Genomic DNA, 14,835 nt, shown 5'->3' with positions numbered 1-14,835 from the left:
CCCTGCCTGTCCGCTTTCCGCCGTGACGACCGTCTCAGAGCGGCCTCCTGAGCGCGCTTCCTTCCTTAACTCCGAATGGACTTCGCGCGCCCGCTTTCCGCCCTGACCTCCCCGCAGCCTGCCCTTCCCGGTAGGCTGTTTTCACGCCATCTCTGGAGGAACCTCATGTCCCAGCACCCTCAGCCCAAGGCGCTCCGCCGCGCCGCGACCACCGGTCACGCCGCCCTGGCCGAGCTGACCCCTCAGGGGCTGAGCCGCGCCGAACTTCTGCTGCGCCGCGCCGGGGCTGTGGAACTGGGACAGCACAGCCGCCGCCTCCTGCCGCCCGGTCACTCCACCGCTGAAGCCCTGTCCTCCGACCTCCTGCGCGCCGGGGCACTCCCCAGCGCTGAGCTTCTGGGCGCCTTGCAGGCTGCGACCCCCACACAACTCGCCTTCGTGCACGAACACGGCCTACAGGCCCTGGAACGCAACCTAGGTGCACAACCGAGCCTCCCGCAGCTTGCCGCCTTTGCGGCGACGCAGGTCATTGGCACACCTGAGCACTACCTCCGCCGCCTCGCGGCGTTTGCTGGTCTCGGCACTGAAGATACCGAGCACTGCGCCCTGCGCCACGAGGTCAATGCCGGCCGGCCCGGCACCTGGGGCACTGGTGACGCGCCGGTCTCCACGGGCTGCGCCGTAGGACGGCTCGGCACCGCCGTGCAGGGCAGCTGCGAGATCTGCCACTTCCGCGTTGGTGAGCCGAACGACCTCCTGGCCCTGTCCAAGCGGGACCGCCACCGCCGAGCCGACCGCGCCCTGCCGGGTCGGCGCGTGACCCTGCTCGGGGAGACGGATACCCCTCTGCTCGCCGCGCTCCGGGACCTTGCGGGCCTGAGCACACCGCTCTCCGACGACGAACGCACCGACCTCGTCGGCCTCATCGCGTTACTGAGCCAGACGAGGAGCGGCAGCGAGATCCTCAGGGAAGCGACTGGAACCGGCATGCCGCAGCGTGAGGTGCGCGCCCTGGTCCTGGGGACCCTGTTGCGCCTGGATTCCCAGGACACTGGCCTCATCGCTCAGCTTCAGAACGACCTCGGCCTGCTCCCGGCTGACCTCCTGCGCTTTCTCGACGTCATGGGTGGAGGCGACGGTACCCTCGGGCGGCCCTTCCGCTCGCCCGAAATCGCCACAGGCAACTCCGCACAGATGCAACGTGCCCCCCACCTGCGCCTGCCCGCGTTGTCCCGGCCGCTGCGGCGTGTCGTCTCCCAGGCCCTTGAGCGCCTGCTCACGGACCCGGAGGGGCCCTCCACGCTCGCCTGGGAAGGCGTGTACAAGTACGCTGAGGCCTTCAAGCGCCTCTTCGCTGCCTTGCACTTCCACGAATCAGCGCGCTACCCCCGCGCGGCAGCCCTCGCCCACCTGCTCGCTGGCGGCGGCCAGGTGCAGCCAGCACTGCCTATGACGCCAGTGACCGGCAACGCAGCCCGCACCCTGCTCGGCGACAACTCGCGGATGCGTACGCTGATGGGCCAGGTTGAAACCGCGCTTGCGAGTGATGACCTCGCCCAAGCCCTGAATCTCCTCCAGAGCCGTCCTGGTCTGCTTGGGCGCCTGGCTGACCGTCTGGTGCGGGAAGAAGGTCTGCGTTCCTCTGGAACTGGGATCGCCAAGACGGCGCCCTTGACGGTGGCCGCCCTGCGCAGTGCCGCCCCACACCTCACGCCGGCCATGCTTACGGGCTTACACGTCCACTTCGAGCGCCGTGATGAGGCCGATCCCCACCGGGCCATGCGCGCGAAGGGCAACGCCAGCACCCGGACGCTGGGAGACACCCGACCACTGATCGCGCGGCCCCTGATCACGCAGATTCAGGAGGTCCTCTTCGCCGACCTCGTGCGTCGGGCTGTTGGCCTGCCTTCCCTCATACGCCTGGCAGTCTCCCCGGATGTGCTTGGACTCCGCCTGAGTGCTTCGGTACGGGCAGCCTCCGGGGGCAACGAAGGTTTGGCCGCCGGCAGTCGCCTGCGCCTGACCCCCACGGGCACAGCGCAGGCGACCCACGCCCGGCTGTTCCTGCACTGGGCGCAGCGAGAGGGAACTGGGGCCATCGACCTCGACCTGTCGGCCCTGGCGTATAACGCCGCCGGGCAGCACGTCGCCACCTGTTCCTTCCACAATCTGCGTTCAGACGGCATGGTGCATTCCGGGGACCTGCGCAGCGCCCCACTCCCGGTCGGCGCCACCGAGTACATCGACCTCGATCTGGACCGGCTGCGCCGCCTTGGCGTGCAGAGCGTCGTCGCTTCAGTGGTGTCCTACACAGCTGTGCCCTTGGCAGTCAGAACGTCTCCGCCTTCTCCTGGACAGCGGCACGAACCGCATGGTCGTGGCGCTGAACACCTCAGCCAGTTCAGCCGGCGTATCGCTCGACCTATAGTGGGGGCCGCCAGCAGGAAGCCGCTGGGCGCGAGGGCGATGGGAAGCCAACCCCGCACCGCCCTCACATCCGATTCAGTCGTGGTCCATACTGCGTAGATAGAACTGACGGTCGAAAAAGCACATGTCCTGAAAAACGCAGAATTCGGGGCGACCCAAGGAGACGCTCAGCTGCGCAGCCTGCCAGCGGCCCAAGAAAGCATCTTGCAGGGCGAAGGAATGCGCCTCCTCCTCCGGGGTCAGCCACTGCACGAGGTAGGCGATAGTGATATGGAAAGGGTACTGTTCATGCCCGGCGAAGCGCATCTGTAAGTGCTCGGAGAGGCGGTCACGCAGGCCACGCAGGCGGGCGTTCTCGATATCATCCAGCGGCGCAATATTTAACACCAGACCGTCGCCCAGGTGACGCCCGAAGCTGGCTGGACGCAGACGGTAGGGCGGCAGATCGGGCAGTGTGAAGTTGCGTAGCTTCTCGGCGAACAAGGCGGTGCAAGCCTGGAGGGAAGCGTCCAGGGGGAGGTCGGCGGGCCACTGCTGCGGGTCGCGGACACTGTCGAGCACACCATTGAAGACAGTCATGTGGTAACTCTGCGGGGGCAGAAAAGCATATTTGTATGCGTAGGGCTGCGCCTGAATCTCCGCGCGCAGGTCCAGCAGCGCCCGGTACAGTACCGAATGTTCAGGCAGGTGGCAGATCACTGTATTGCCCTCGCAGGTCTGCACGCTGCCGTCGGACAGGAAGCGCTTCCCCACATAGGGTGGAAAGGGTGTCGGGTGACAGGTCTGGACGGTCATCATGGAACCTCGCTAAGAAAGTAGGGGAGAGTCAGAGCTTGCCCATGCCGGACGCCATCACGTCGTCCTTCATGATTCGCCCGGCGATCAGAAAGACCACCAGAACAGGCAGCAGCAGCAGCAGGCACACGGCGGCGGCGGTAGGAAAGGTGACCCCCGCACCGTTGAGATAGAAGAACAGCTTGGTCGGTAGGGTTTCGATCAGCGGGGCACCGACGATGAAGGTCTTGTCGAATTCCTCGAAACTGCTCACGAAGGACAGCAGCCCGCCCGCCATGAAGCCTGGTGCGGCCAGCGGTACGACCACCCGTAGGGCTACTTGTACCGGGCCGGCCCCCAGTGAGCGCGCGGCGTGCAGCAACTCGTCGGGAATGCCTTCCAGACTGGCGGTGAGCAGACGGATCATCAGGGGGAGGACCCCCACGAGCTGCACCAGAATGACCCCGGCAACGGTGTAGTTCAGGTGCAACCCGAAAAACAGCCGCCCCAGCCCGGTCGCCATCACCACACCGGGGACAATCAGCGGCGCGAGAATGAACAGTTCCAGCGCGCGCTTGAGGCGGAAGGGAAAGCGGGCCATCGCCCAGGCAGTCGGTAGGGCGATTATTCCAGCCAGCACGGTCACGGTCACGGCGATTCCGAGGCTACGGAAGGTGGCGGCGACCAGTGAAGCGTCGCCCAGCAACTCCTGCCAGTGACTCAGGGTGTAACCCTGTGGCAACAGACCCGGCGGAAACCATCCATCCGAGAAGGACCACAGCGCCATGATCAGCAGAGGCAGGCCCAGTGTGAGAACCAAGGCCACATACAGACCGGCCGACACCCAGACGCGGTCCTCGGCCTGAAAGACGCGGCGACGGACCTGGGCGGCGGGCCCGGGGCGCGCGGTCACCGGCCCCCCCCAGCGCGCCGGCCCAGCAGCGCGTAATACAGGCCCAGGACCAACATGGCAAAGGCGGTCAGGATCATGCCTATCGCGTAGACTCTGGCCCACTCGCCCCGCTGGAAGGCGTCATACATCAGCACCGTCAGGGCAGGCGGGTAAGCCGGACCCAACAGGTTGGGCAGGGCGAAGGAACCCAAGGACAGAATGAAGTCCAACAACAGGGCCGCCGTGATGCCCGGCATCGCCAGCGGGATCTGCACCCGGAAAAACGTCTTCAGGCGGCTGGCCCCCAGGCTGCGGGCCGCATTCGTGATCTCCTCCGGAATGGCGGCGAAGGCCCCGGTGATGATCAGGGTCATGAATGGCACGTTTTTCCAGACCGCCGACAGGATAACGCCGATTCCCGCTGGATCACGCACCAGGCGCGGCAGGTTCAGGCCCAGGGGGGCCAGCAAGCGGTCGATGAAGCCGCCGCGCTCCAGCAGGGTCAGGGCCATGAAGGCCACCACGATGGACGGTACGGCCAGCGGAATCTTATAGAGGCCGCTGAAAAGTTTCTGACCCAGGAAGCGCTTCTGGATCAGGGCTGCGAGCGGCACACTGATCAACAACGTGAGGACCACGGGGACCGCGCCGTAATACACCGAGCGGAAAAAGGCCGCGCGCGACAATGGGTCGGTGAAGAGGCTGGCATAGTTCGCCGCCGTGAAGTGACCGCCGTCCTGGAGCCCGAAGCTGCCCAACAGGGCCCAGACGAGGGGCAGCCCGAACAATACCCCCAGCACCCCGACCCCCGGCAGCAGCAGCAGGGGCAGGGTCCAATCCGAAGTAGGCGAGCGGCGCCAGATCATGCGGATACCTCCAGCGTAGGGAGTGCGGTCTCCGCGACCGGCGCGGCGGCCGTATCCTCGTCCAGAACGTGTGGCGGGCGTGGGAACGACAGCCGCACCCGCTCGCCGCGAGCATGGACCTGCCCGGTCCCTGCCTCGCTGACGTGGAGGATCAGCCCCCCCACCTGAACGGCGTACAGGACGCTTGGTCCCTGGAACAAGACCTGTTGTACCGTCCCTTCGCCCTGGGGGTCGCGGCACAGCGCAATCTCCTCTGGGCGGGCTGAGAGTGTCACCCTGCCGCGCGCAGGGCGGCCGGTCTGGACGACCCCGCCCCAGGGCAGTTGTGCGCTTTCGCCACTGGCCTCGACGTCCAGTAAGTTGGTCTGTCCCAGGAACGTGGCCGTGAAGCGGCGGCGCGGCCGATGGTAGAGCGCCTCGGGTGTGCCGACCTCCACCACCTGACCGAAGTTCATGACCACGACCCGGTCGCTCATTGCCATCGCCTCGGTCTGGTCGTGGGTGACATAGAGGCTGGTGGCCCCGGTCTGGCGGTGCAACTCCAGCAGGTCCTCGCGCAGGCTCTCACGCAGTTTGGCGTCAAGGTTGCTCAGGGGTTCGTCATAGAGCATCAGGGCGGGTTGCATCACGACGGCACGTGCCAGGGCCACCCGCTGCTGCTGGCCTCCTGAGAGGTCGCGCGGCATCCGGTTCACGTAGGGTTCCAGATTGCTGATCCGTATGGCGTGCCCGATGCGGCGGTCCTGCTCGGCCTTCGGCACGCCCCTCATCTTCAGGCCGAAGGCGAGGTTCGCACGGACATTCATGTGTGGAAACAGGGCGTAGCTCTGGAACACCATCGCGATATCGCGTCTTTCCGGGGGCAGGCCATCGATACGCGCCCCGGCCAGATGGATTTCGCCGCTGCTGGGCTGGGAAATTCCCATCAGCATCCGGAGGAGCGTGCTCTTGCCGCATCCGGAGGGTCCCAGCACCGTCACGAATTCACCACGCTGGACACAGAGGTCCGTGTCATGGAGGGCCGTCACGCCACCGTAGTGTTTGCTCAGGGCGCGCAGCTCGAGTTGGGGTTCCGTCATGGCTGTTCTCCAGACCAAAGGGGAGGGGCCAGTTCCACCTGCAGCACTCACCGCCCGCCCAGCACCTGGGCGGCGTAAGCGTCACGGAAGGCGACCTGCATCGCGTCGGCGGGCCAGGACAGCGAGAATTTGGGGTAGAGGTTGCCGGGCAGCAGGTTCTGAGCATTCTTGCCGGTAATCTTGTCCGATCCGATGCCCAGGCGTACCGAGCGGGAAGCCATGTTTTCCAGCTTCCAGGTCTGGATATCGGCGCTCAGGGCGAAGTCGATGAACAGCATGGCCGCGGCGGGGTGTGGCGCGTCGGCCGTTACGAACAGGCCGTCGCCGCCGCCCACCTCGCCGGGGCTCAGCAGGGTCAGGCGCACGCTGTCGGGCAACTGCCGGCGTTGCACGTAGGTGTACACGCCGTCCTCCCAGACAGTGCCCATCGAGGCGGCATTGTTGGCGATCAGGTTATAGGTGTCGTTGTTGCCGTTGGTGACTTCCGATAGGCCGTTGATGGCTTTCAGATACGTCCAGGTGCTGTTCAGGCATCCGCTGGTCTTGACCCACTGCGCGGCGGCGTCGGCCGTTACGCTCTGGTCCATGAACTGGGCCTTGCAGCTTGCCCCCATCAGGGCGCTTGCGGCCGACATCGCAAAGCCCCCACCCGAGCCGCCCTTGAGGGCGGAGGTGATCGCCAGCTTGCCGGGATTCTTCTTGGCCCAGGCCAGCAGGGCCGGGAAGGTCCGGGGCACGTCGGCCGCCTTGACAAGGGCGCTGTTGTAGGCGATGGCCGTCTGGTTGCGGTGAAAGGGCATGAACGAGCCGCCGTGCTGCACGCCGACGGCCGAGGTCGCCGCCGCTTTCTGGTACAGCCGGGCCTCGGGCAGCAGGGCGTAGAGGGGCAGATTCGCCAGCACGCCGCTTGCCTTGTAGAACCCGGCCTTGCCGCCAGGAGCGAAGTACACGTCGGTGGGAGCGCTCTGCCCAGCCCTATGGGCGGCCACGAGTTGCTGGTCGGCCACATCGGAGGTGGTGTCGTAAAAGTTGACTTTGATGCCGTATTTCTGCTGGAACCGGGGAATCACGACTTCCTTCCACAGCGGCGGGAAGGATGCGGCGAAGTTGTAGAGGGTCAGGCTGCCTTCTTTCCTGGCGAGGGGCACGATCACCTTGTAAAAAGTGTCGCGGTTCAGATCACGGACGTTCAGGGGCGTTTTCAGGTTCAGGGTGTCACCAAACGCAGGGGCCAGCGTACCCGTCTGGGCGGCGGCGAACGGCAGGCTGAGGGCGGCGGTCAGAATAAGGAGGGTTTGTTTCATAAGCAGGCTCCAGAACGATGGTGAATATCCGAAACGTTCTAAAATTTGACGAGAGGGTGTGGGCGGAACTTTCCGAACAAAGCGAAAGATTATTTCCCAAGCCTTGCCGTTAAAAATCCGAAACGTTCCAAAAAGTAAACGAGAAGAGGACTGGACTGACGAGGGATCAGAAGGCGTACGGGGGCGGCGCGAAGCTCGGCCCGACTTACTCTGGCCACTGCACTGGAGCGGCGCGGACACTGTCCCTGAAGATCAGCTCGGTGCCGAACACCTTCTGAATCAATTTAGGAGCGGTATGTTTGCTGATTGTCAGGTCGAGTAGGGTCTTGAAGGCGAATTCAGCCATCTCCATCGTCGGCCCCTCGACGCTGCTGAGGGTGGGAATGGTATAGCGGTCGTACTCGAAATTGTCGAAGCCCACGACGCTCACATCCTGCGGAATCCGCACCCCCAACTCGTACAGGCCGCGTAGGGCTCCAATAGCCATGCGGTCGTTGGCGATGATCAGTGCGTCCGGAAAGTCCCCGGCGTGCTGCGGCGAAAAGTCTCCGAAGAGGTCGTGCGCTGCGCGGTGGCCGCTGACCAGACTCATGTTGCCGGTGGCGGTCCAGCGGTCCTGATGGGCCAGACCGTGCTCGCGCAGCCCCTCCAGGTAGCCTAGGTACCGCTCGCGCCCGGCCGAGTAGATCAGCGTCTCCCCGACGCCTCGCACGAAGCCGAGGCGACGGCACCCGCGCGCCAGAAGCTGGCGCACCACGTTCCGGGCCGCGCCCCGGTCATCCTGGGTCACGTAATGCAGCCGTGACGCGATGTTGCCGAATATCACCAGCGGAATACCCTGCTCGTGTAGCCGCAGCAGAACGTCTTCATCGTCAATGGGGGTGGGCAGGATGATCCCGTCCACCCGCCCCTCCTGATAGATGCGCTGGATGGTCTCCACGACCTCCTCAGGTGACGCGCTCTGCTGAAGCATGCCGAAGCCGTGCCGGTCGGCGATGTACGCGAAGGCGGTAAGGACCGAATGCTGCCAAGTGTCCTGGAGCATGACCCGGCCGTGCTCCAGCGGCCGCCCCGAGGAGGTCAGGATCACGCAGGCGACAGTGTTGCTCGGCATCTTCTTGAGTTGCCGTGCGGCCAGGTTGGGCACGAACCCCAGTTCCTGCATGGAGGCCGTGACCCTGGACCGGGTCTTCTCGTTGACCCGCTCCGGATGGTTCAGGACCAGAGACACCGTCTGGAAGGAAATCCCTGCGTGGGAGGCCACGTCCTTAATGGTGACTGCTTTTCTCTTCAACACAAGACCTCACTGCCTGCGCCGCTCACGCGGCGGGCATGGGCCGCGCGAGGCGGTCTGGATAATGCCACGCCGAACAGACGAGTGACGGTCCGGCGCCTAAAGACTGCCAAGAATCCAGGCAAAAAGAGCCTTGAGGTGGCGGCGGCTCTGATCGGCACGGCCTTCCTGGTGCTGGCCCTGGGGAGAGCCCTACGGCGTGGCTCTTGGGTTGCTTCGCAGGCGTAGGGGACTGTGGCGCTGTGGAAGGCAGATGGAGCGAAGACTGGCGAAGGGGAGAGCGGATGAGCGACCTCCCCGGCACGGCGTCGAGGACTGACCTCATCGTGTCGTTCACTCGGGCGCCCCTGCTCAATGCGCCCGGCGTTGAACACCAGCACACGGTCGGCGATGGAAATCGTGTCTTCCTGATCATGGGTCACGAAGACACTGGTGAGATGGATCTCGTCGTGGAGTTGGCGCAGCCAGTCGCGAAGTTCCTGGCGCACCGCCGTGTCTAGTGCCCCGAAGGGCTCCATTGAGCAGCAGTACGTGTGGCTCGACCGCCAGGGTACAGCCCAGAAGCTCCAGCGCGCTGAGACGCCCGCCGCCTACGAGTAAGGCCCACGCCTACAACCTCCGGGTCAGCGGCTGGAGCCGGGCCGTGAACGCCGCCTGAACTGCTTCCGGGGCCAGGCCTGCCTCACTCGACGCTGCCCCGGACCAGAATCAGACTGAGCGTGTACTTGGTCGCGCCACCCGTCTCCCAGGACGCGGCCTCCGTGAACAAGTCCAACAGTCGCCGTTTCAACATCCGTGCCTGCGGCTCCGCCAGCTGCATGGTCCCAACGGTGAGCATCAGGGGCTCGTCTCCCTCCAGAAGGTCTCGGGCCGGTCCCCGCCGGTCCCCCACCTCCAGATTGCTGTAGACCTCCCCTTGAGAGAGCCAGAATCCCCAGACGGGGTGACGCTCCTGCAACTGACGGGCCGCGAATCCGGCGATCTCGTTCATGCGCGGTCCCAACTGCGCCGACCAGAAACTCTCGAGCGTTTCCGCCGCGGTCAACCTCGACCAGAAAGGCGGCCGCCTCGAATTCACGATCGGCGAGGACGCACACCCGGTTCCGGGTGCGAATGGTATCCGGCATGATGCGCAGGAGGTCACGGGCCAGTGTGACGGGTGTGGGTGTCCCTTTGCCGCGGTAGACCCGGTACCCCACTGGAAACTTTAAGGTCCCGTAGTGCACGAAGAGGTTCACGAGCTGGATACCGTGGACTCCGTTGTAGACACGAACGAACGGCAGCTGGCGTCCCGTTTTCGGGACGCTGGTGAGATCGACACTCAGCTGCCAGCAGGGACGATGTTTACGTTTGGCTGCCTGGAAGAGGAGAGCCCACTGGGCGTCCCCCAAGAGGGTTCAGCACGCGGTGATATCCCAGTTGTATTCGTTGAAGAAGCGACTGAGGGCACTGGCACTGATGGACTCCACTTGGTGGAGGACCGTCCTGATGTCTGGATTGAGAAACAGACAGAACGCAGCCCCAAGGCTACGTTGCTGATAGAGCGTAGCAGGAACGGCGAGCAGGCGGTCCGTCAGAATGCGGGCGCGCTCCCAGAGAGGCTGAGACGTTGACACTCCCAGACTCTTGCGTCTGAGAGTGCTTTTTTCGTCCTGTGCAGGTGCAACTTCTGAGTCCAAGGTACCAACTCTACGCAGGCCTGTATGAATCTGATGACCTGGATTTACTTACGGACGATCTGGTCCACCTCGGCACTGCCCATGTAGGTTGTAGCCGGGTTGAGGAAACCCTTGAGAACCACACGCCACTGGCCGGTCACCGGGTTGGGAATGCTGACTGCCTCACCGGTGCTCGTCCCTTGCGTACTCGATCCGACCAAGCGGCCGGCAGGATCATAGATCTCTAAGTCAAGGTCATAAGCGGGATTGCCCCACTCGGTAGCGACACGCAGAACGCTGGCTCCGCCGGGTACATTCAGTGTGTGGCTATCCTGGGCGGTGGTCACGCAGTTGGCGACAGGCGCGCAGGCGCTTGTGGCGACCGTGCCGGTCCAGCCCGGCAGCGTGGACGTCTGTACTGAGAAGCGGGTAGGGTTCAAGCGTACCGCCTCGCGCACGGCGGCATTGGCGTCCACATAACCGAAGCCGACCTCCCACAGCTCGCGGCGCTTGACCGTCACCTGGTCAGGGTCCAAGCCGTTGTCGGCTGTCTGGGTGTAATACATGGCGCGGCTGGTCTTCTTGAAGATGGACAGTACGCTGTCGAGGTTCAATTTGGGGTTGGCCTCCAGCATGAGCGCCACCACGCCACTGATGTGCGGGGTCGCCATGCTGGTGCCACTGATTGAGGAGTAACGGGGGTTGTCGGTATCGGGCACGGTCGTGGCGGCCGCGCCGGTCAGGGCGCGCGCAGCGCTGATGGCTACGCCCGGGGCTGTCACGTCGGGGTGCACGAGCGCGTCGCCCACGCGGCCCCGGCTGCTAAAGCTCGCCAGGTATCCCTTCTTATCGCCCGCCGCCACGCTGATGACGCAGGGGCTGGCCGAGTAGGGATTGAGGGTGTTGGCCCCCGGCCCCTCGTTGCCTGCGGCGAAGGCCACGACGATACCCGCGTCGTAGGCGCGCTTGGCGGCGAGGCTGATGGGGTTGTAGGGCGCGAATTCGCCACTTGATCCCCAGGAGTTGCTGATGACACGGACGTTGTAGGTCTCGCGCACTTCGGGCTTCATGACGTAATCGAAGCCTTGGAGGGCGTACAGGATGCTCAGGCCGTCGCCTGCCCCCACGCCGACCAGCGTCGCGCCGGGAGCCACGCCGCGCCTCATACGGCTGCCCGCTGAGGCTGCGCCACTGCCGCCGATGGTGCTGGCGACATGGGTGCCGTGACCACTGCTGGTGTCGGTGTTAGGCAGATCCAGGTACAGGTAGCCGCCTGCAGGTGAGTCGGTCAGCGGTCCCACCAGCTTCACGTTCTTGGCGACGTGAGTCAGGTCGGGGTGGGTGCCGTCAATGCCCGAGTCGATCACTGCCACGCCTACGCCCTTGCCGCTCACACCATAGGTATTGCGCGCCGTATCGGCCCCGATGAACTTCACGCTCTCTGCCAGCAGGTAGTGCAGCGGGGCGTCCTGGTACACCGACTCCAAGCCTGGCAGATGGGTTTCCAGGGTTGCGATCAGTTCGGGGGTGATCAGGGTACGCAGCGCAACCATCGGCAGGTTCTCGAAGGCTCCGAGTCCCTGGCCCAGGTCTACCGGCAGCGCCGAGTCCATCCACGTCACAGCGCGGCCCTTGCTGGCGTCGTCGGCAAAGGACAGGATCAGGGTACCTACCTGTCCGTAGCGCATGGAACTGTCCACTTGCACGCTGCTGGGTGCGGTGGCGTACAGTGCGTTGCACTCGGAGGCGCCGGTGCTCGCACTCAGGGCCATGAAACCTCCGCGGGGATCGCTGGCGGCCTGGACAGGCACGGGGCCCTGGCCGCAGCCGGCGAGAAGGGCAGAGAGAAGCGTCAGGGCAGGCAGTGTCTTTTTCATGGGGGGAACCCTCCGGAGCGTGAACTTTGGCGTGGACTCATTCCACCAGAGTCTTCTCAAAAAAACCGCAAAACCGCAGACCTTCCGTGCAGGCTCATGTGTCCGCCGCTCAGCTTCCTATACTGCCCACCATGTCCGAGGTGTCCCAGCGGTTACGGCAACGTCTGGAAGGATCAGGCAACGGGCCGTGGGCCGGAATCGTGGCCCCCGTCGAGGTCGGTGCGGGGCAGCCAGAGCTCCTGGCCTGGGCACAGGCGCGTGGCTGGCGCCCCACACGCGCGGCTCCGGTACATGGCACGCGCGGCTGGGTCTGGTGGCCCCGGTACCGCAGCGAGGTGCAGGCCTGGGCCGCCGGAGCAGGGCATGCCGCCAAGGTCTTGATCCTCTCAGGCGACGAGCTGCTGCTGGACGCGGGCGAATGGGCCGCCGCCCTGGGCGACTCCGACTGGGGGCGTGTCACCTTCGCCCAGTCGAGCGGCTGGCCGGCGGCGCTGGACCCGGTGCGCGGTCTGGCGGGCCGTGCAGCCGGGGACTGGGCCGCGCACCCGCAGCTCCAGGCCGCTCTGGCCCCCCTGCTGCCGGATGTAGAACAGGACAACTACGCTCAGCTGGCCCGGACTCCCCTCGTGACGCCCCCAGTGCAGGCCCTTCTGGGGGTAGATGGCGCGGCTTTGGCGACCCTGGCAGATGGCGGCTGGTTGTGGCCCGCACCGGGGGGCTGGCGGGTGCCTGCCCTGCTGCGCCGCCTGCTCGTGCCCGCGCTTGACGTGACCCTCTCGGCGCAGGTGGCGGCAGCGCTCTCAAGCGCAGGTCATGTGGGAGAGGCCCTGGACGCCCTGCGTGAAGCCCAGCTCTGGGAAGCGTATCTGGACCTGCTCGCGCAGGAAAGCCGTGTGGGGACGGGCGCAGACGCCCTGCGTGAGGCCTTGCACCCAGTGCCGCCCCATTGGCGCGAACAGCCGGCCGGGCTGTACCTCGCCGGTCTGCTGGCGCGGGCCTCGCGGGATCCGGAGCGGGCCGGGGCACTCTACACCCGTGCGCTGCCAGGGTTGTCGTCCGCCACGCGGCCGCTGGCCCTGAATGCGCGTGGGGTAGTGCGTGCCCTCCAGGGTCAGCCGGACAGCGCACTGGAGGATTTTGCGGAGGCGGCACAGACGGGCGGCCTCATCGGCGGTGAGGCCGAACACAACCGCGCCACCTTACTCATCCAGCTTGGCCGCCACGCCGAGGCGGAGGTCGCCCTCGCCCACGCGGTCGCCGCTTTCCGGGGAGCCGGGGATCTGCGACGCGAGGTCCGCAGCCTCGAAACGCTGGGCAACCTCCAGTTCGGGCGCGGCCTGCTTCAGGAGGCTCAGGGCCCATACATTCAGGTGCTGCATCTTCTGGCGCAGGCCCCTCCGCAGGACACGGCGCTGACCCACATCAATCTCGCAGAGACGTATGCGCTGCTGGGCGAGACAGCCCAGGCCCGCGCCGAACTCCAACGCGCGCAGGTGGACATCCTGGCGGCGGACGACCTGAGCGGCTGGGCTACACGGATCCATGCCCTGCTGTTCCTCCAGGCCGGGCAGCCTACCGAGGCCCGTCGCCTGCTCGAAGGTATTGGGGAGGCCAACCCCACCCTACACGCCGAAGCCGCACTGCTGTTGGCGCGCGCCTGCCGTGAACTCGGGGATGTGGAGGCGGCCGGGCGGGCCCTGAATGCGGCGCGGAGCCTGGGACTGCGGGCTGCACTGGAAGAGGCGCTCCAGGGTATGGCGCCGCTCGACGAGGTCGTGGAAGCTTCCCGCCGCGAGGACGCACGGCTGGAGTTGGCGACGGCGCTGCTGTACCGCGCGGCTCCGACGGATCTGACGGCAGCCCTGGACCTTATCCATACCCATGGCTACCGGCCCTTGCTGGATAGTCCGGCAGCCCATCACCTGCTGGGCGTGCTGCGCGACGACGCTGATCGGGCACTGCTCCCATTGCGGCTCCAGGTGCTGGGACCGCTCCGCCTGTCGCATGCTGGGCGTACCTGGGGGGCAGGCGATCTGCCCGCTCGCAAGAGTGCGGCCCTGCTGGTGGCGCTCGCGCTCTCAGGACGCTCGCTGCCAAGGGAGCAACTCGCCGAGCGGTTCTGGCCTGATGCCAAGAATCCTCTGGCGAGCCTTCAGACGGCCATCTATCACCTGCGCAGCACCTTCGGGGTGAACCTGGTGAGCAGTGCACGCGGCCGCCTGACGTTGGCCTTCGCGGTTCACAGCGATCTGAGGGAATTGCAAGTTGCACTTAAAACGCGCGACCCTGAGCGCCTCGCGGAGCTGCTGGGGCGCGCCGGGGTGCCTGCTGTGTTGACAGACCTCGCTGCTGAACTTGGAGAGGAGGCCGAATATGCCAGTCGCCTGATCCATGACGCCCTACAGGTCCACGCCGAGGTGCAGCCCCCACAGAGCTTGGCGCGGCGTGATGCCCTGCGTGCCCTCATCTCGGCCGATCCCCTGCACTTGGAAGCCCGCGCGCAACTGGCCGACTGGCATATGCATCAGGGCGATCCCGAAAGCGCCCAACAGGAGCGGTGGCGGCTTGAGTCACTGCAAGCCGAGCTGGAACCGCTCACCCGTGAAGGAGGTGAGACCTAATGGCTTGTCAGCTTTGGCCTGTCACTTTGCGACTAAAGTGCGT

10 protein-coding genes and 2 pseudogenes are annotated in these 14,835 nt (G+C 65.7%); 2 read left to right on the top strand and 10 right to left on the bottom strand.

Features of this window, described 5'->3' with window-relative positions:
* Positions 1-165 precede the first annotated feature (165 nt).
* Entirely contained in the window at positions 166-2,526 is a 2,361-nt protein-coding gene (locus tag DGO_RS18325) for a TerD family protein (RefSeq protein ID WP_014686694.1), read from the top strand.
* Here the strand turns inward: DGO_RS18325 and DGO_RS18320 are convergent.
* From DGO_RS18320 to DGO_RS18280, 10 genes and pseudogenes are all read right to left on the bottom strand, one after another.
* Positions 2,503-3,225 carry a DUF1868 domain-containing protein gene (locus DGO_RS18320; RefSeq protein ID WP_014686693.1) on the bottom strand — a complete coding sequence of 241 codons (723 nt, stop codon included), beginning with the start codon at positions 3,223-3,225 and terminating at the stop codon, positions 2,503-2,505. The genes DGO_RS18325 and DGO_RS18320 overlap by 24 nt on opposite strands.
* A 28-nt stretch (positions 3,226-3,253) precedes the next feature.
* Positions 3,254-4,114 carry an ABC transporter permease gene (locus tag DGO_RS18315; protein ID WP_043804685.1) on the bottom strand — a complete coding sequence of 287 codons (861 nt, stop codon included), beginning with the start codon at positions 4,112-4,114 and terminating at the stop codon, positions 3,254-3,256.
* Positions 4,111-4,959: an ABC transporter permease gene (locus tag DGO_RS18310; RefSeq protein ID WP_014686691.1), complete on the bottom strand. Its 849-nt coding sequence runs from the start codon at positions 4,957-4,959 to the stop codon at positions 4,111-4,113. The genes DGO_RS18315 and DGO_RS18310 overlap by 4 nt, the downstream gene beginning before the upstream one ends.
* A complete protein-coding gene (locus DGO_RS18305) occupies positions 4,956-6,038 on the bottom strand; it encodes an ABC transporter ATP-binding protein (RefSeq protein ID WP_014686690.1) in 1,083 nt (360 codons plus the stop codon). The genes DGO_RS18310 and DGO_RS18305 overlap by 4 nt, the downstream gene beginning before the upstream one ends.
* A 47-nt stretch (positions 6,039-6,085) precedes the next feature.
* Entirely contained in the window at positions 6,086-7,342 is a 1,257-nt protein-coding gene (locus tag DGO_RS18300; RefSeq protein WP_014686689.1) for an extracellular solute-binding protein, read from the bottom strand.
* A gap of 205 nt (positions 7,343-7,547) precedes the next feature.
* The gene (locus DGO_RS18295; protein WP_050920973.1) at positions 7,548-8,606 is read right to left on the bottom strand and encodes a LacI family DNA-binding transcriptional regulator; all 1,059 of its coding nucleotides are present in this window, start codon (positions 8,604-8,606) and stop codon (positions 7,548-7,550) included.
* 350 nt (positions 8,607-8,956) lie between these two features.
* Positions 8,957-9,197: pseudogene (locus tag DGO_RS24470) on the bottom strand (sulfate ABC transporter ATP-binding protein); the annotation flags it as partial.
* A gap of 121 nt (positions 9,198-9,318) precedes the next feature.
* Positions 9,319-9,627, bottom strand: a complete 309-nt coding sequence (locus DGO_RS21375) for a hypothetical protein (RefSeq protein ID WP_193352040.1) — start codon at positions 9,625-9,627, stop codon at positions 9,319-9,321.
* A 4-nt stretch (positions 9,628-9,631) separates the two neighbouring features.
* Positions 9,632-10,252, bottom strand: a pseudogene (locus DGO_RS24465) (IS701 family transposase); the annotation flags it as partial.
* Between the two features lie 107 nt (positions 10,253-10,359).
* Positions 10,360-12,171 carry a S8 family serine peptidase gene (locus DGO_RS18280; RefSeq protein WP_014686686.1) on the bottom strand — a complete coding sequence of 604 codons (1,812 nt, stop codon included), beginning with the start codon at positions 12,169-12,171 and terminating at the stop codon, positions 10,360-10,362.
* 131 nt (positions 12,172-12,302) lie between these two features.
* Here DGO_RS18280 and DGO_RS18275 point away from each other — a divergent pair, with 131 nt between their 5' ends.
* Positions 12,303-14,792 carry a tetratricopeptide repeat protein gene (locus tag DGO_RS18275; protein WP_083847414.1) on the top strand — a complete coding sequence of 830 codons (2,490 nt, stop codon included), beginning with the start codon at positions 12,303-12,305 and terminating at the stop codon, positions 14,790-14,792.
* The last annotated feature ends 43 nt before the right edge of the window (positions 14,793-14,835 follow it).

The organism is Deinococcus gobiensis I-0, from assembly GCF_000252445.1.
Lineage (GTDB): Bacteria > Deinococcota > Deinococci > Deinococcales > Deinococcaceae > Deinococcus > Deinococcus gobiensis.
This window is presented reverse-complemented; position numbering and strand designations above follow the sequence as displayed.